The organism is Mesorhizobium sp. WSM3859 (assembly GCF_002295065.1).
GTDB lineage: Bacteria > Pseudomonadota > Alphaproteobacteria > Rhizobiales > Rhizobiaceae > Mesorhizobium.
This window is the reverse complement of sequence record NZ_NSGG01000014.1, coordinates 33,259-50,652: the sequence shown is the minus strand read 5'-3', so window position 1 is coordinate 50,652 and position 17,394 is coordinate 33,259. Positions and strand designations below refer to the sequence as shown.

General features: G+C 63.5%; 15 protein-coding genes. 7 read left to right on the top strand and 8 right to left on the bottom strand.

From position 1 onward, the window contains the following. Positions 1 to 66 precede the first annotated feature (66 nt). The gene (locus tag CK230_RS24945) at positions 67 to 2,025 is read right to left on the bottom strand and encodes an acetoacetate--CoA ligase (protein ID WP_095819804.1); all 1,959 of its coding nucleotides are present in this window, start codon (positions 2,023 to 2,025) and stop codon (positions 67 to 69) included. Here CK230_RS24945 and CK230_RS32650 point away from each other — a divergent pair. Beyond that, positions 2,024 to 2,305, top strand: coding sequence for a hypothetical protein (locus tag CK230_RS32650; protein WP_141246086.1), 282 nt, complete (start codon positions 2,024 to 2,026; stop codon positions 2,303 to 2,305). The two genes, CK230_RS24945 and CK230_RS32650, sit on opposite strands and share 2 nt — an antisense overlap. Continuing rightward, the gene (locus tag CK230_RS24940) at positions 2,290 to 4,170 is read left to right on the top strand and encodes an AsmA family protein (protein WP_095819803.1); all 1,881 of its coding nucleotides are present in this window, start codon (positions 2,290 to 2,292) and stop codon (positions 4,168 to 4,170) included. The genes CK230_RS32650 and CK230_RS24940 overlap by 16 nt, the downstream gene beginning before the upstream one ends. Positions 4,171 to 4,200: 30 nt before the next feature. Here CK230_RS24940 and CK230_RS24935 read toward each other — a convergent pair whose 3' ends face one another. The 6 genes from CK230_RS24935 to CK230_RS24910 form a co-directional block, all read right to left on the bottom strand. Beyond that, positions 4,201 to 5,019, bottom strand: coding sequence for an ABC transporter permease subunit (locus tag CK230_RS24935; RefSeq protein WP_095819802.1), 819 nt, complete (start codon positions 5,017 to 5,019; stop codon positions 4,201 to 4,203). After that, a complete protein-coding gene (locus tag CK230_RS24930; RefSeq protein WP_095819801.1) occupies positions 5,016 to 5,978 on the bottom strand; it encodes an ABC transporter permease subunit in 963 nt (320 codons plus the stop codon). Before CK230_RS24930 ends, CK230_RS24935 begins: the two co-directional genes overlap by 4 nt. Positions 5,979 to 5,987: 9 nt before the next feature. Next, a complete protein-coding gene (locus CK230_RS24925) occupies positions 5,988 to 7,127 on the bottom strand; it encodes an ABC transporter ATP-binding protein (protein ID WP_095819800.1) in 1,140 nt (379 codons plus the stop codon). Positions 7,128 to 7,206: 79 nt separating this feature from the next. After that, positions 7,207 to 8,304, bottom strand: a complete 1,098-nt coding sequence (locus CK230_RS24920) for a polyamine ABC transporter substrate-binding protein (protein WP_095819799.1) — start codon at positions 8,302 to 8,304, stop codon at positions 7,207 to 7,209. Positions 8,305 to 8,647: 343 nt separating this feature from the next. Then, positions 8,648 to 9,598, bottom strand: coding sequence for a DMT family transporter (locus CK230_RS24915; RefSeq protein WP_095819798.1), 951 nt, complete (start codon positions 9,596 to 9,598; stop codon positions 8,648 to 8,650). 173 nt (positions 9,599 to 9,771) lie between these two features. Further along, positions 9,772 to 11,214, bottom strand: a complete 1,443-nt coding sequence (locus CK230_RS24910; RefSeq protein WP_095819797.1) for a helix-turn-helix transcriptional regulator — start codon at positions 11,212 to 11,214, stop codon at positions 9,772 to 9,774. Positions 11,215 to 11,464: 250 nt separating this feature from the next. On the opposite strand from CK230_RS24910, the gene aceA reads away from it, so the two are divergent. From aceA to CK230_RS24895, 3 genes are all read left to right on the top strand, one after another. Next, the gene (gene aceA / locus CK230_RS24905) at positions 11,465 to 12,754 is read left to right on the top strand and encodes an isocitrate lyase (RefSeq protein WP_095819796.1); all 1,290 of its coding nucleotides are present in this window, start codon (positions 11,465 to 11,467) and stop codon (positions 12,752 to 12,754) included. Between the two features lie 55 nt (positions 12,755 to 12,809). Then, the gene (locus CK230_RS24900; protein WP_042640947.1) at positions 12,810 to 13,052 is read left to right on the top strand and encodes a hypothetical protein; all 243 of its coding nucleotides are present in this window, start codon (positions 12,810 to 12,812) and stop codon (positions 13,050 to 13,052) included. 290 nt (positions 13,053 to 13,342) lie between these two features. Next, on the top strand, positions 13,343 to 13,726 hold the full coding sequence (locus tag CK230_RS24895) for a response regulator (protein ID WP_245430065.1): 384 nt from the start codon (positions 13,343 to 13,345) through the stop codon (positions 13,724 to 13,726). Positions 13,727 to 13,738: 12 nt separating this feature from the next. Here the strand turns inward: CK230_RS24895 and CK230_RS24890 are convergent, their stop codons facing one another. Continuing rightward, positions 13,739 to 14,446: an HAD family hydrolase gene (locus CK230_RS24890; protein WP_095819794.1), complete on the bottom strand. Its 708-nt coding sequence runs from the start codon at positions 14,444 to 14,446 to the stop codon at positions 13,739 to 13,741. 161 nt (positions 14,447 to 14,607) lie between these two features. Between CK230_RS24890 and CK230_RS24885 the strand changes: the two genes are divergently transcribed. Further along, positions 14,608 to 16,041, top strand: a complete 1,434-nt coding sequence (locus tag CK230_RS24885) for a glutamine synthetase family protein (RefSeq protein WP_095819930.1) — start codon at positions 14,608 to 14,610, stop codon at positions 16,039 to 16,041. A gap of 6 nt (positions 16,042 to 16,047) precedes the next feature. Then, on the top strand, positions 16,048 to 17,334 hold the full coding sequence (locus tag CK230_RS24880) for an FAD-binding oxidoreductase (RefSeq protein ID WP_095819793.1): 1,287 nt from the start codon (positions 16,048 to 16,050) through the stop codon (positions 17,332 to 17,334). The last annotated feature ends 60 nt before the right edge of the window (positions 17,335 to 17,394 follow it).

The window sequence follows — 17,394 nt, the reverse complement described above, 5'->3', positions numbered from 1 at the left end:
CGAATGTGTACCACCCGTGAAATCTAGGTAAATTCGCTGGAGAGATTTCGTTAACCATGCCACCCGTCAGCCCGCGAGCTGCGGCAGGTCTCGGAACAGCTCCAGAGCTTCCGGGTTGGCAAGCGCTTCCTTGTTCTTCACGGCACGTCCGTGAACCACGTCGCGCACCGCAAGTTCGGTTATCTTGCCGGATTTGGTGCGCGGGATGTCTGTGACCGCGACGATCCTGGCCGGCACGTGACGCGGGCTGGCGCCGGTGCGGATCCTGGCGCGGATGCGCTTTTCCAGATCCTCGTCCAGGGTCACGCCGGCTGCCAGCCGCACGAACAGCACGACGCGGACATCATTGTCGAAGTCCTGGCCGATGCAGAGCGCCTCGAGGATTTCCGGCATCTGCTCGACCTGATTATAGATTTCGGCCGTGCCGATCCGAACCCCGCCCGGATTGAGCGTGGCATCCGAACGGCCGTGAATGATCATGCCGCCATGTGCCGTCCATTCGGCGAAGTCGCCATGGCACCAGACATTGTCGAAACGCTCGAAATAGGCGGCGTGATACTTCTTGCCCTCTGGGTCGTTCCAGAAGCCGATCGGCATCGACGGGAAGGCCTTGGTGCAGACAAGCTCGCCCTTCTCCTGCCGGATCGGCTTGCCGTCGTCGTCCCAGACATCGACGGCAAGGCCGAGACCAGGTCCCTGGATTTCCCCGGTCCAGACCGGCTCGGTCGGCACGCCGAGCACGAAGCAGGACACGATGTCGGTGCCGCCCGAGATCGAGGCCAGATGCACGTCCTTCTTGATGCCGTCATAGACGAAGCGGAAATCCTCCGGCGACAGCGGCGAGCCGGTGGAGGAGATGGTGCGCACGCTCGACAGATCGTGGCTCGCGATCGGCTTAAGCCCTGCCTTGCGAACGGAATCGATGAACTTCGCCGAGGTGCCGAAAAAGGTCATCTGCTCGGCATCGGCGAAATCGAACAGCACATTGCCATCGGGATAGAAAGGCGAGCCGTCATAAAGCAAAAGCGTAGCGCCCGAGGCGAGGCCCGAGACCAGCCAGTTCCACATCATCCAGCCGCAGGTGGTGAAATAGAACAGGCGATCGCCGTCGAGCAGGCCGGCATGCAGCCGGTGCTCCTTGACATGCTGGATCAGCGTGCCGCCGGCCGAATGCACGATGCATTTCGGGATGCCGGTCGTGCCCGAGGAAAACAGGATGTAGAGCGGATGCGCGAAGGGCAACCGCTCAAAGCTGATGGTCTTTGCGGCAAAAGGCGAGAGCGCATCCTCGAGCGCGGTCGCCTTGTCGATGGTGGCGGCGACGTCGGCCGAGGTGCCGAGATAGTCGACAATCAGCACCTTGCGCAGGGTGCCGAGCTTTGTTGCCACGGCGCGGACCTTGTCGGCCACCTCGATCGCCTTGCCGTTGTACCAATAGCCGTCCGGCGCGATGAAGACGACCGGTTCGATCTGGCCAAAGCGGTCGAGCACGCCCTGCTCACCGAAATCGGGAGAGCATGACGACCAGACCGCGCCGATCGAGCTTGCCGCCAGCATCGCGGCGATTGTCTCGGGCATGTTCGGCATCATGGCTGCGATGCGGTCGCCGGCCTTGACGCCGAGCGACAGGAAGAGCTGCTGCAGCCGCGAGGTCAGCGCATGGAGCTCGTTCCAGGACAGCCGGCGCTCGACCTTGTCCTCGCCGCGGAAGACGATGGCCGGTCCGGCGCCGGTCTTCTCCAAAAGGTTCTCGGCGAAATTGAGCCTGGCATCGGGGAAGAAGTCGGCGCCGGGCATGCGTTCGCCGTCGATGAGGTTCCGCTCGCCCTTGTCGCCGACAAGTCCGCAGAAATCCCAGACCAGGCTCCAGAAGGCGCCGCGATCCTCGATCGACCAACGGTGAAGTTCCGCGTAGCTGGAGAAAGCCTCCCCGCCCTTCGCTGTCGCAGCCTTCATGAACGCGGTTAGCGGCGCCGCGTCGATCCGCTCCTGCGTCGGGGTCCACAAAGGTGTGTCGGCGGCCATGATCGCTCTCCCAAAGCGCGTCGCGTTCGAGCCAGTTAAGCCCAACATCGCCTATGCCATCGTTCCAAAAACGGCGCGCAACCGTGGACCGGGGTCGTACGGTTCGCTTATGCATATTGCAGCGCAGCAGAGCAAGATTTTGTTCGGGCGGCCCATGGCGGACGCGGCGCAAACGCCATCGCAAGGCCATAAAGACTTGAAAAGCGTCGGCGCTCGGGTACACCCGTCGGGCGATTTGTCGGCAACAGAAGCATACGGGGCGAAATGCCATCATCTTTGATCCGGCGCGGGGTGTGGGCGATCGGCGTCGCCGTGCTCATCATCGCGCTCGCGGTCGCGGCGCTGCCGCTGATCGCCTCGACCCGCATCGTGCGCGACCGAATCGCCTGGGAACTGAGCGCCTGGAGCGGCTTCCGGGTCACGATCGACGGCTCGCCGCGCATCGAGGTGTGGCCGAAGTTCCGGGCCATCCTCAGCGACGTGACGCTGTCGCAATGGACCGAGACCGACGCGCCGCCGGTAGTCGAGGCCGATCGCGTGGAAGTCGATCTCTCGGCCATGGCCGCCCTGCAGGGCGACGTCGCTTTCTCGACCGCAAGGCTGGTGCGGCCGACGATCAGGGTGCAACGCATGGCGAGCGGCTTCTATCTGCCGCCGCTTCCGACCGGGGGGCGCATCACGCGCTCGATCGATACCGCGCGCGGCGTGGTCGCCACCAACCCGCAGAAGCCCGACCTCGGCAGGTTGCCTTCCGATCCGTTTGGCACGGTCGAGTTTCGCGATGGCCGCGTCGTGACAACGGCCGACGGCAAGGACACCGAGATCCTGAGCAGCCTGAGCGGCCAGGTGAACTGGGAGGCGATGAACAGCGATGCATCGCTGACCGCGACCGGAATCTGGCGCGGCGAGACCGTGCAGCTCGATTTCTCCTCGGCGAAACCGCTGGTGCTGTTTGCCGGAGGCGCGGCGCCCGTCACCCTCTCCTTCAAGGCGGCGCCAGCGACATTCTCCTTCGACGGAACGGCCTCGATGTCGGACAATGCCTATCTGGACGGCCAGGCCAAGTTCGCCGCGCCGTCGCTGCGGCGCGTGCTGGAGTGGTCGCAGGCCGGCCTCGCGCCGGGTGCCGCGATCGGTGCGGTCGCGGTCACCAGCAAGGTGAACGCCTCGGCGGGGCGCGCGAAATTCGAGAACACGACAGTCACGCTGAACAACAATCCGGGCATGGGAGCGCTGGATTTCTCCTTCGCCGAAGGGCGCCCGGTGATCGCCGGCACGCTCGCCTTCGATACGCTGGATTTGAGATCTTTCCTGTCGGCCTTCACGCCGGTCGCGCCGACCAGCGAGACAGGCCCCGGCGACATCGACACCAGCTTCGCCGACCGCATCAACCTCGATCTCAGGCTGTCGGCGGCGCATGCCATGGCGGGACCGGTGCAGCTCGCCGACGTCGCCGCCACCGCGCAGGTCAAGAACGGCCTTGCCGTCTTCGACATATCCGACGCATCGGCTTTCAACGGCACCATCCAGAGCAGCCTGCGCTTCGACCGCAAGCCCGAGGGCACGCAGGTCGAGATGCGGCTGCTGGCATCTGATGTGGACACGGGCGCCTTTGGCACGGCGGCGGGAATGACGCGGCTGGTGCCGGCCGGCACCGGTACGGTGTCGGTCATCCTCAAGGGACCGGGCAAGGCGTGGAACTCGATTTTCGAGAATGCCGATGGGTCGTTCTCGGCGACGTTCGGGCCGGGCACGCTCAACGGGCTCGACCTGCCGGCCTTCCTGAAGCGCAACCAGCAAGGCGGCTTCTTCGCTCTCGACGACGTCTCCAAGGGTTCGCTGCCGATCGACGGCGCCGAGATCAAGGCAAGCATCTCGAAGGGCGTGGCGCGCCTCGACAAGGCCGAGATCAACGCGCAGAAATACAAGATCTGGCTGTCGGGCATCGCCTCCTATGCCGGACGCGGGCTGGCGCTCTCGGGCGGCGTCGTGCCCACCGGACAGCCGGCGCAGCAGCCCCAACAGCCCAACGGTCAGGCGGCCACTCCGCCTCCCGCTCAGCCGAACCAGTCGCTGTTCTTCGTCGGCGGCAACTGGAGCGCGCCGTTCATCTCGCCGATCGCTCCCGGCGTCTCGGGCCAGTAAGTTTGGGGGCGCAAAAAGCGCCCCCGCCACTTAACCGCGCTGGGCGGCCTGCTCGTCGAGCTGGCGCTGGATCTCGCGACGCTTGTTGGCGATCGAGGCGATGATGACGCCGATCGCCACCACCGCGATCAGGATGGTGCAGGCGGCGTTGATTTCCGGCGTCACGCCGAGACGCACCTGGCTGTAGATCTTCATCGGCAGCGTGGTGGCGCCCGGACCCGAGGAGAAGCTCGCGATGACCAGATCGTCGAGCGAGAGCGTGAAGGCCAGCATCCAGCCGGAGATGATCGCCGGCAGGATGACCGGCAAGGTGATCTGGAAGAAGGTCTTCACCGGTGGCGCGCCCAGATCCATCGCGGCCTCCTCGAGCGAGCGATCGAACGAAACCAGACGGGACTGCACGACGACGGCGACGAAGCACATGGTGAAGGTGATGTGCGCGAGCGTCACCGTGAAGAAGCCGCGGTCCAGCCCAACGGCGACGAAGAGCAAGAGCAGCGAGAGGCCCGTGATGACCTCCGGCATGACCAGCGGCGCGAAGACCATGCCCGAAAACAGCACCCGCCCCCGGAAGCGCGTGTAGCGCGTCAGCGTGATGGCGGCGAGCGTGCCGAGCACGGTCGCCACCGTCGCCGAGATGACGCCGACGCGCGCCGTCACCCAAGTGGCGTCCATCAGGCCCTGGTTGTGGAACAGCGACACGTACCACTTGGTCGAGAAGCCGCCCCAGACGGTGACGAGCTTCGATTCGTTGAAGGAAAAGACGATCAGAAGCACGATCGGCAAATAGAGGAAGGCAAAGCCCAGCACGATCGAGGTGATGTTGAAGCGGCTCCAGGTCGAGTTCATCTGCCCTGCTCCTGTGCCTTTGCTTGCGCCTGCTGGAAGAACATGATCGGGATGATCAGGACCAGAAGCAGGATGACGGCCACCGCCGAGGAGACCGGCCAGTCGCGGTTGGAGAAGAATTCGTTCCAGAGCGTCTTGCCGATCATCAGCGTCTGCGAGCCGCCGAGAAGGTCGGGGATGACGAACTCGCCGACGGCCGGGATGAACACCAGCAGGCAGCCGGCGACGACGCCGGGCAGCGACAGCGGGAAGGTGATCTTCCAGAAGGCGCCGATCGGCGGGCAGCCGAGATCCTCCGCGGCCTCGACCAGCGAATAGTCCATCTTCTCAAGCGACGAATAGAGCGGCAGCACCATGAAGGGCAGGTAGGAATAGACGATGCCGATGAAGATCGCCGTGTAGGTGTTCAAGATCACCAGCGGCTGGCTGATGATGTGCAGTGACATCAGCAACTGATTGAGCAACCCTTCAGGCTTGAGGATGCCGATCCAGGCATAGACGCGGATCAAGAACGATGTCCAGAAGGGCAGGATCACCAGCATCAGCAAGGTCGGCCGGATCGTCGCCGGCGCACGCGCCATGCCATAGGCGATCGGATAGCCGACGATCAGGGTGAGTATCGTCGAGATGCCTGCGATGACCAGGCTCGTCACATAGGCGTTGAAATAGAGCGCATCCTGGGTGAGCCAGGTGTAGTTGTCGAAGTTGAGCTCGCGGAAGCCGGCAAAGAACCCGGAAATGCCGTCGCTGAAGTCGAGCACCGGCGTATAGGGTGGCATCGAGATCGCCGTTTGCGACAGCGAGATCTTGAAGACGATGATGAAGGGAACGAGGAAGAAGAACAGCAGCCAGAGATAGGGGATGATGATGACGAGGCGGTCGACGAAGCCCTTCGCCAGCCTCGCCGGCAGTGTCGTGGTTTGCGTCGACGGGGAGGCGGTCGCTGCGATATCGGTCATCTCAGCCTCCTACCTGGTCAACACGACGCCGGCATCGGGCCGGAAGGAGACCCAGGCGCGGTCATTCCAGGTCAGCGGATCCTCCGTGACGCGCGAGGCGTTCAAGGCGCTCGCCCGCACGATCTGCCCGTCGTCGAGCCTGATGTGAAAGACGGTCATGTCGCCGAGATAGGCGACGTCATAGACCTCGCCTTCCAGCGCATTGACGGCATCGGCGGGCTTTTTCGAGGAGACCTTGATCTTTTCCGGCCGGATCGCGAAGACGATGTCGGAGCCGGCAGCGGCGTTGCCGCCATTGTCGACGACGATCTGGGCGCCGGTCGCGCCGGTGATGCGCGTCGCGTTTGCCGTGTGCTCGGCAACCTTGCCCTCGAACATGTTCACGTTGCCGACGAAATGCGCCACGAAACGCGAGGTCGGCGCCTCGTAGATCTCGGCTGGCGTGGCGACCTGCATGACCTCGCCCTTGTCCATGATGGCGATGCGATCGGCCATGGTCATGGCTTCTTCCTGGTCGTGGGTGACGACGACGAAGGTGAGGCCGAGCTCCTGCTGCAGGTCCATCAGCTCGAACTGCGTTTCCTCGCGCAGCTTCTTGTCCAAAGCGCCGAGCGGTTCGTCGAGCAGCAGAACCTTGGGCCGCTTGGCGACCGATCGCGCAAGCGCGACGCGCTGGCGCTGACCGCCCGAGAGCTGATGCGGCTTGCGTTTGGCGAACTGCTCGAGCTTGACCAGCTTCAGCATTTCGGCGACGCGCTTTTCGACATCGGGTCCCGGCATGCCTTCCTGCTTGAGGCCGAAGGCGATGTTCTTCTCCACCGTCATATGCGGGAACAGCGCGTAGGACTGGAACATCATGTTGACCGGCCGCTTGTAGGGCGGGATGCCGCGCAGGTCCTGCCCGTCCAGCAGGATGCGGCCCGCCGTCGGTTCCTCGAAGCCGGCAAGCATCCTGAGCAGGGTCGACTTGCCGCAACCGGAGGCGCCGAGCAGCGCGAAGAATTCACGCTCGAAAATGGTCAGCGACAGATTGTTGACGGCGGTGAAGTCACCGAACTTCTTGGTGACCTTGTCGAACTGGATATATGGCTTGGCGTTCGGGTCGTTCCATGGCGCGAAATCCCTGCGGATGCTGCCAAGCGATTTCATGATCCCCACTCCGTTACTTTTTTGATTCCCCAAAAGAAAGCGACCCCGGCAGTTGGCTGCCGGGGTCGTGTCGCAATGCTTACTGACCGGTGACGATCTTGGTCCAGGTGCGCGTGATGACGCGCTGTGTCTTTGGATCGTATGGCTTAACGGTATAGAGTTTCTTGATCGTCTCGGCATCCGGATAGACCGCAGTATCTTCCAGGATCGCCTTGTCGACGAACTGCTGCGAAGCCTTGTTGCCGTTGGCGTAGAGCACGTAGTTCGACGACTTGGCGATGACTTCGGGGGTCATCATGTAGTTGATGAACTCGAGCGCGTCGGCGACATGCGGTGCGTCCGCCGGGATCGCCATCTGGTCGAACCACATCTGCGCGCCTTCCTTCGGCACCGAATAGCCGATCTCGACGCCCTGTTTGGCTTCCTCGGCGCGGTTGCGCGCCTGGAAGACGTCGCCCGACCAGCCGATCGCCAGGCAAATATCGCCATTGGCCAAGGCGTTGATGTATTCGGACGAATGGAACTTGCGGATATAGGGTCGGACCTTGAGCAACGCTTCCTCGGCCTTGGCAATGTCATCCGGCGAGGTGCTGTTGGGGTCGAGGCCGAGATATTTGAGCGCAGCTGGAATGATGTCGGCGGGAGAATCCAGCACATAGACGCCGCAATCCTTCAGCTTGGCCAGCTTATCCGGATTGAAGAAGACGTCCCAGCTGTCGATCTTGTCGGTGCCGAGCGCGGCCGTCACCTTCTTGACGTTATAGCCGAGGCCGACGGTGCCCCACATATAGTTGACCGAATATTCGTTGCCCGGATCGTATTTGGCGGTGCGTTCGGAGATGACGTCCCACATGTTGGAGATGTTCGGCAGCTTCGACTTGTCGAGCTTCTGGAACACGCCCGCCTGGATCTGACGCGCCAAGAAGTTGGCGCTGGGCACGACGACGTCATAGCCGCTGCCGCCGGCAAGCAGCTTGGTCTCCAGGATCTCATTGGAATCGAAGGTGTCGTAGACGACCTTGATACCGGTCTTCTTGGTGAAGTCGTCGATGATCGAGCTGTCGATATAGTCCGACCAGTTATAGACGTTGACGACGCGGTCCTCGGCACGGCCGCCTGCCGTGAAAAGCGTTAGAAATACCGACGTCGCCGAAAGCCATAGAGCTTTGCGGATCATGATGTTCTCCTTTGGTGAGTGTTCCCTTGCCGGCTCGTCGCGATAGGAGCGCGGGACGGCGTTTGTTTCAGACTATTGAGCTTTCCGAGGGGCAACAAGCGCGACCTGTCAGCGCTGCGCCGGGTTGCCGGTCGGTGGTCAAGGACCTCCCGCGGCGTGCCCTTGTAAGGTATCCGGGCGGCGTCAGCGGCGTTCGCCGTGGCGTGGGCAGAGATACGACGATGTGGTCCGGCCTTAGTCAGGCCGGCAGAGACACTTGGCAAGATACGCCTGTCTTGTTGTTGCCGTGACCGCAGCCTGCCCGCCCGGCAACAGGGTTGTCAATGGGGGAAGACTCTCAACTTCAATTGGGTGACGGCAGGCCGGTGATGCCGGGACGTGCCGGCCGCGCCTGGCGTTTGAACTCCAGGCCGATATGGACGAGCAACGCGGTGACCACGACCGCGCCGCCGATGATGGTGCGCACCGACGGCACCTCGGAATGGACGAGCCAGACCCAGATCGGCCCGAGGATCGGCTCGAAGGTGCCCAGCAGCGCCGCGATCGCCGCCGGCACGAGCCGGGCGCCCATGGCGAAAAAGGCGAGGCCGACGCCGAGGTTGATGACGCCGAAGGCGAAGAGGAAGCCCATGTCGCGTCCGGACACGGCAAACTGCGAGGCTTGAGATGCCGCTAACGCGCAAGCGAGCAGCGCCGCGAGGCAATTGGCCGGCACCATGCGCACATGAGCGAAGCGCCGGGTGATCACGGTCGCCACGGAAAACATCACCGCAATCAGCAGCGCAAGGCCGTCGCCGATGGGGGACACGGCCCCGTCGAGAGATTCGGAGACCATGATCGCGACGCCGGTGATCACTGCGGCAATGGCGACCCAGGTCGCCGGGCTCACACGCTCGCGAAACAGGAGCCACGCAAGGAGCGCCGCAAGCAGCGGCACTCCGGCCTGCATCAAAAGGATGTTGGCGACCGTGGTGTAGGCGAGCGCCACGACGAAGCTGGTGGAGGCGGTGGCGAAGCAGAGGGCGACACCAAGACCGGGCAGGCCCATGTGCCGAAACAGCTTCAGGGTGCCCCGCCAGCCATCGCGCCAGACCATGAACGCGACGAGGAAGGCAACGGCCCAGAGCGAGCGCCAGAAGACAACGGTCCAGCTGTCGTCGACATGGATGAAGCGGGCGATGGTGCCGCCGAAGCTCCACATGAGCGCCGAAAGGAAGACCAGGAGCATGCCGACCCGTTCCTCGCGCGGCGAGACGGCAGGCAAGGCGGCGGGCGGCGAAGTGGTATCGGTCATGGACACGATTGTCAGCGAGTTGCGGGCTGCACGATGCACCAAGGACGACAAGACCGTGTCTCAGACGACAAGACCGCGGCTTGGACGACGGGACTGTGTCGCAATCGCCTAGCGCAAAGACGCACGGCCGGCGTGATCCAGCGCCCGGCGAAGCTTGGGGCACATCCGCCGTATCATCCCTGAAAGTCAAAGGCGCTGAGGCCGGTCACCATCTCGTCGAGGCCGAGCGGGCGCGTCACCGGCGGCTCGGCGCGCGCCAGGCAGCCGACGCGCTCGCAAAGCCGGCAGGCGGGACCGACCGGCGTGGCGAAACCCTGGCCGGGCTTGCCGGCCGCGCCGGCCGGCAGCGCCGCGCCATAGACGATTTCGTCGCGGAAGCCGATATCGCAACCAAGCAGCAGCGCGGTGCGACGCGGCCGTTCGGAGAAGGCGCCTTGCGGGCCTTCCAGCGTGCGGGCGATGCAGAGGAACTCGGCGCCATCGGGCATCTCCACCGCCTCGACCAGGATCTGACCCGGCTGCGAGAAGGCCGCATGAATGGGAAGCTTGGGGCAGCCGCCGCCGAAGCGGCTTTGCGGATAACCCTGGCTGCCGGCCTTGCGGAAGCGGTTGCCAGCATTGTCGACTTCCAGCATGAAGAAGGGCACACCCGACGCGCCCTGCCGCTGCAGCATGGTCAGGCGGTTGGCCGCCTGTTCGAAAGAGACGCCGAAGCGGGAACGCAAGACATCGATGTCGTAGCGGGCGCGAACGGCGGCGGCGTGGAAGGCCTGATAGGGCATCATCAGAGCGTGCGCGGCATAGCGGCCGAGCTCGAAGCGGGCGAGCCGGCGCGCCTCGTCCGTGCCGAGCTTCAGCCCCTGGATCTCGCCCGCGACGGCCACCGACATGCGCATCAGGCTCGCCTCCATGGCGACTTCACGCAACTGGTCGAAGGGCGACAACCGCTCCGACAGGAACAGGCGTTGCGAATGGCGGTCGTAGCGGCGGCGCCAGTTGGGCATGGTGGTGACCGGCAGCACCTTGACGACGATGCCATGCTCGCGCCGCAACCAGGCCTTCAGCGCGGCGAACAGATCGTCGCCGGGCTCGAGGACCGATGTGAAAGCCTCCGCCTCCTCCTCCAGCGCAGCAAAGTGGTTCGGCCGGCGTTCGAGCACTTCGTGGACCTCGTCGGCGGGCAGGCGCGCGCCGGACAGCGCGGTCGCCCTCCCCTCCCTGGCCAGAAGCTGGTTGAGATCGGACAGACGCTCGGCCTGCTCGCGATAGGCGCGAAAGAGTTTCACCATCGCCGCCGAAGCATTGGGCGCCGTCTCGGCGAGATCGATCAGTTCCTGATCGCCGGGCAGTTCGCCGGCAAGAAGCGGATCGCTGAACGCTTCGCGCAAGGCCGCGATCGAACCTCTTGTCTCTCCCTGAAGCTCATGCGGATCGACCTTGTAGACGGAGGCCAGCCTGAGGATGAGCTGCACCGTCAGCGGCCGCTGGTTGCGCTCGATGAGGTTGAGGTAGGAGGGCGAAATGCCCAGACCCTCGGCCATCGCCGTCTGGGTCAATCCGCGGGCGCTGCGCAGCCGGCGCAGCCGCGGCCCGGCAAAGATCTTCTGGTCGGCCATCCCTTCCGCCCTTGACAAAAATTTACATGCGCATCGAGCCCGACGCCCGCCTTGCCGCTCTTACAATTATGACAAATTTACAGAGCGAGCTTGTCAATGGCAACACAGCTTTTCCTTTATTTTTGACGCTAAATGGCGATCTCCCTGGCCTATTTCGCGCTGCAATGTAAACGATGTCATACGCAGACGTCGCGGGATATGTCCATTGCGATGCGTCGCCGAAGCAGTTTCAAACGATCCGGAGTGACCAATGACCGATTTTTACAACCTCGTCCCGTCCGCGCCGGAAGGCCGTTTCGACGGCATCGAGCGCCCCTACTCGCCAGAGGATGTGAAGCGGCTGCGCGGCTCCGTGCAAATCCGCCAGACGCTGGCCGAAATGGGCGCGAACCGGTTGTGGAAGCTCATCCACGAGGAGGATTTCGTCAACGCGCTCGGCGCGATGTCCGGCAATCAGGCCATGCAGCAGGTCCGCGCCGGGCTGAAGGCGATTTATCTCTCGGGCTGGCAGGTGGCCGCGGATGCCAACACGGCTTCGGCCATGTATCCGGACCAGTCGCTTTATCCGGCCAATGCGGCGCCTGAACTCGTCAAGCGCATCAACCGCACCCTGCAGCGCGCCGACCAGATCGAGACATCCGAAGGCAACGGGCTTTCGGTCGAGACCTGGTTCGCGCCGATCGTCGCCGACGCCGAAGCCGGGTTCGGCGGCCCGCTCAACGCCTTCGAGATCATGAAGGCCTTCATCGAGGCAGGTGCCGCCGGCGTCCACTATGAGGACCAGCTGGCGTCGGAAAAGAAGTGCGGCCATCTCGGCGGCAAGGTGCTGATCCCTACCGCGGCCCATATCCGCAACCTCAACGCCGCGCGCCTTGCGGCCGACGTGATGGGCACGCCGACGCTGGTCGTGGCGCGCACGGACGCGGAAGCGGCGAAGCTCTTGACCTCCGATATCGACGAGCGCGACCGGGCTTTTGTCGATTACGATGCAGGCCGCACGGTCGAAGGCTTCTACAATGTGAGGAACGGCATCGAGCCTTGCATCGCGCGCGCCGTGGCCTATGCGCCCCACGCCGACCTGATCTGGTGCGAAACCTCGAAGCCGGATCTTGCGCAGGCCAGGAGGTTCGCCGAGGGCGTGCACAAGCATCATCCGGGCAAGCTGCTCGCCTACAACTGCTCGCCATCGTTCAACTGGAAGAAGAACCTCGACGACGCCACGATCGCGAAGTTCCAAAAGGAGCTCGGCGCAATGGGCTACAAGTTCCAGTTCATCACGCTGGCCGGCTTCCACCAGTTGAACTTCGGCATGTTCGAGCTGGCGCGCGGCTACAAGGACCGCCAGATGGCGGCCTATTCGGAACTGCAGCAGGCCGAGTTCGCAGCGGAAGCCAACGGCTACACCGCGACCAAGCACCAGCGCGAGGTCGGCACCGGCTATTTCGACGCCGTGTCGATGGCGATCACCGGCGGCCAGTCTTCGACCACCGCCATGCATGAATCGACCGAGCACGCCCAGTTCAGGCCGGCGGCCGAGTAACGGATAACAACCAGAGGAAACGCCCGCAGGGGCATTTTTATCGAGGAGAAGACCAATGGCATCAATAAGCCGCGTCAAGGAAAGGGCGGAGGAGCAATCGAGCGCGATGAGCGTCGACCAGCAGGCGACGATCCGCATGCTCGCCAACGATCTGCACAGGCTCAACCAGTCGGTCATGAAGGCAGTCGAGGCCGGCGTCTCGGTGGAGCTGGTGCGCTCGGCCAGGCATCATGGCGGCGACGGCAACTGGGGTGACCTGCTGATCCCTGTGATCGTTACGCATCAGAGCCATACTTGACGTAACGTCAACAGTCTCGGCGACAGTCTTCCGTACGTTATACGTTCGGGAGACTGTCGCATTTTTTTGATTTGCCTTAGCCGTCCGGAGGCACGACTTGCGCTGATTCAGGATTTTCTTGCTATATTTTCGGCCTCGGCCGTTTCAGCTTGACACCGGCCGCGATCTCACTCAATTCTGCCTCAGGTTTCAACCCTGCATTGAGCCAGAGTGCCAGCCCGCCGATGTGTCCCGCCGACCGTGACGACCACTCCGAAAAACATCCGAGACCGGCAGCCCGCGCCCGCACGATGGCGGCGGATTTTTCCAAGGTGCTGGTCGTCGGAAAATCATCGATCAACCGGGTGGTGGTGTCGAAAATCGTCGAGAAATCGGGCCTGAAGCCGATCTCGGAACCGCCCGAAGCTGCCGAGAAGACGCTGGCCGGCCAGCTGCCCGGCGCGGTCATCCTCGACGGCGGCCCCGACGACAAGGATTGCGACCGGCTGATGTCGGCCATCGACGCGCTGCGGCGCGTCTCCGGCAAGCCACTGCCCGCGGTTATCCTGCTCTCAACCAGGAATGGCACACCAGAGAGCCTTGGCCTGTCGAGCGTGGTCGATGCGGTCGTTGCCAAGCCGATCACGCCCGAGAGGCTGCAACCGGTGGTCGATCGCCTGGTAGGGCGCGGTTAGACTAGACGACGTTCAGCCGGCCTTTGCGATGGCCTCGACCAGGCTCGGCAACTCGCCGAGATCGGCAATCTGGCGGAAACGCGGTGCCGCGACAGGCGCCTCGGCATGTTCGACCGCCCAGGTCAATTCGTGCGGCACATGGATGCCCCAACCGCCGGCCTCGATGGCGGGAACCACGTCGGATTTGAGGGAATTGCCAACCATCATGCTGTTATGCGGACCACGGCCGTGGCGGCTGAAGATGCGGGCATAGGTGGCGGCGCTCTTGTCGCTGACGATCTCCACCGCGTCGAAGAGGTCACCCATTCCCGACTGCGCAAGCTTGCGCTCCTGATCGAAGAGATCGCCCTTGGTGATCAGCACCAGATGGTAGGAGCCCGCCAGCTTCTCGACCGTCTCACGCGCATGCGGCAGCGGCTCGATCGGGTGGCTGAGCATCTCGCGGCCGGCAGCCAGTATCTTGCCGATGATCGAACCAGGCACCTCACCACCGGTGATCTCGACCGCCGTCTCGATCATCGACAGGGTAAAGCCCTTGATGCCGAACCCGTAGAGGGCGAGGTTGCGCCTTTCCGCCTCGAGCAGCCTTGCCGCGATATGCTCGTGGTCGCCGTGCTCCGCCAGCATTTCGGCGAAGCGTTTCTCGGTCATGCGGAAGAACTGCTCATTCTGCCACAGCGTGTCGTCGGCATCGAAGCCGATTGTGGTAAGAGCGGACATGCCACCTCATCCTCGCGAACTCGTGGTGTAGACGCGTTTGCCCGGCGCTGCCAGCCGGTTCGCAAGGGAGCGGCTACCTGAGCATGCGTCCGGCGTCTCCCCTTCCCTTCACCCGTGGCGCCCGGCTATAGTCTGAAATCCGCAACACAATCTGGTGAATGATGCCGCCTGAAAAAAGGGAAGTCCGTCCGTCAAGCCGGGGGGGACGCGCTCGCACGCCTGCCTTCTTGAAAAACGAACGCGGTGTGAAGAACTGGAAGGAAGCCAGCGCCTGGCTGGAGTGGCGCGGCATCGAGGATATCGAATGCATCACGCCGGACCAGGCCGGCGTCGCCCGCGGCAAGATGATGCCGTCGAAGAAATTCACCTCCAACACCTCGCTGGCGCTGCCTTCGGCCGTCTTCATGACGACGATCTCGGGCGGCTATCCGGAAGACGGCAACGGCTTCCACTATCCCGAGGACGACGGCGACCTGAAGCTGCTTCCCGATCTCTCGACGCTGACCGTCGTGCCGTGGGAAGAAGACCCGACGGCGGCAGTGATCTGCGACCTCGTGCATCAGGACGGCCGCTCCGTCGAATTCACGCCGCGCAACGTGCTGAAGCGGGTGCTTGCCGCCTATGACGAGCGTGGGCTGAAGCCGGTGGTGGCGCCCGAGATCGAATTCTATCTGGTGCGCAAGAACCCGGATCCGGACTATCCGCTGACGCCGCCCGTCGGGCGTTCGGGGCGGCCGATCGGCGGCGGCGCCGGCTATTCGATCGCCGGCGTCAACGAGTTCGACGAGTTGATCGACGACATCTACCATTTCTCGGAACGGCAAGGCCTGGAGATCGACACGCTGATCCATGAGGAAGGCGCCGGCCAACTCGAAATCAATCTGCGGCACGGCAATCCGATCGAGCTCGCCGACCAGGTGTTCATGTTCAAGCGCACTATCCGCGAGGCGGCGCTAAAGCACGAGATCTACGCTACCTTCATGGCCAAGCCGATCCAGGGACAGCCGGGCTCGGCCATGCATATCCACCAGTCTGTGGTCGACAAGAAGACCGGCAAGAACATCTTCTCGGCCGAGGACGGCTCCGAGACAGACGCTTTCTTCCACTTCATCGGCGGCATGCAAAAGCATGTGCCGAACGCGCTGGTGATGTTTGCGCCTTACGTCAATTCCTACCGCCGGCTGACGCAACAGGCCTCGGCTCCGGTCAACAACAAATGGGGCTACGACAACCGCACCACCGCCTTCCGCGTGCCGCGCTCGGATCCGGCCGCGCGGCGCGTCGAAAACCGCATCCCGTCTTCCGATGCCAACCCGTATCTGGCGCTGGCCGCGTCGCTGGCCTGCGGGCTGGTCGGCATGAACAACAAGATCAAGGCTGAACCGCCGGTGCTGACGACCGCCAACGCCGATGAGATCGACCTGCCGCGCGGCCTTCTGGAAGCCGTCGGCCTGTTCGAGGACGACACGGAGCTCGGCGCCATTCTGGGCAAATCCTTCGCCGCCACCTATACCGCGATCAAGCGCGCCGAGTTCGAAACTTTTATGGAAGTGATCAGCCCGTGGGAGCGGGAGTATCTGCTGCTCAACGTCTGATCGATCATGACCTATCAATCCCCGATTTCCCCCGGGCGCTCATGGTATGAGGACACCGCCGGTCCTCGACCCGAATATGCTTCGCTCGACGGCGACCGGACCTGCGACGTCGTCATCGTCGGCGGCGGTTTCACTGGCTTGTCGGCAGCCGCGCACCTCGCCAAAGCTGGCGCGAATGTCGTGCTGATCGAGGCCTATCGCTTCGGCGACGGCGCATCGGGACGCAATGGCGGCCAGCTTGGCACCGGGCAGCGCGCATGGGCCGAGGAACTGGAGGCCGAATATGGCCTTTCGCGCGCCAAGGCGTTGTTCGAGATGGCCGAGGAAGCCAAGGCGCATCTGCTGGATTTCGCGGCGACCAACGCGATCGACATCGACTATATGCCGGGCCAGCTTTCGGTGGCGCACAAGAAGCGTTACGTCGACGACTACAAGCGCCACGCCGAGATCATGGCAAGCCGCTTCGGCTATCCGCGCGTCAGCTTCATGGACAAGACGGAGACGGCGCAGCGGTTGGGCTCGTCGCGCTACTTCGGCGGCACCCGCGACATCGGCACCGGTCACATCCATCCGCTGAAGCTGGTGATCGGCACGGCGAAAGTGGCGGCGGCCGCGGGCGCGCATCTCTTCGAGCAGACGCCGTCCACCGGCATCATTTCCAATGGCGGCAAGGTGAGGGTCACGACGTCCAAGGGCACGATCACCGCCGACAAATGCCTGATCGGGGTCAATGCCTATGGCGGCAATCTTGAGCCGGTAAGCGCGGCGCATATCATGCCGATCGGCTCTTTCATCGGCGCGACCGTGCCGCTCGACGCTGCTACCAAAGTGCTACCGGGCGGCGAGTCCGTCGACGATTCCCGTTTCGTGGTACGCTATTTCCGCAAGTCGAAAGACGGCCGGTTGTTGTTCGGCGGCCGCGAGGTCTATGCCGTCAACGATCCGAAGGACATCCATATTCACATCCGCAGGCAGATCGCCGAGCTCTACCCGGACCTCAAGGATGTCGAGATCACGCATGGCTGGGGCGGCTATGTCGGCATCACGATGCCGAGAAAGCCGTTCGTGCGCGAAGTGATGCCGAATGTGATTTCGATCGGCGGCTATTCCGGCCACGGCGTCATGCTGTCGAACTTCTTCGGCAAGCTCTATGCCGAGACCATTGCCGGCAATCGCGATCGGCTGAAACTGATTGAGGATTTGAAAATCCCCGCCTTCCCGGGCGGCCGGCGATTTCGCGCGCCGCTCTTGTTTCTCGCCCTCAACTGGTTTGCTGTGCGCGACAGGATTTGAAGCTATCTCCCCAGCCGAAGCCGCCGAATCGACGCTGACGGCTTCCACGCGGCAGGTTGT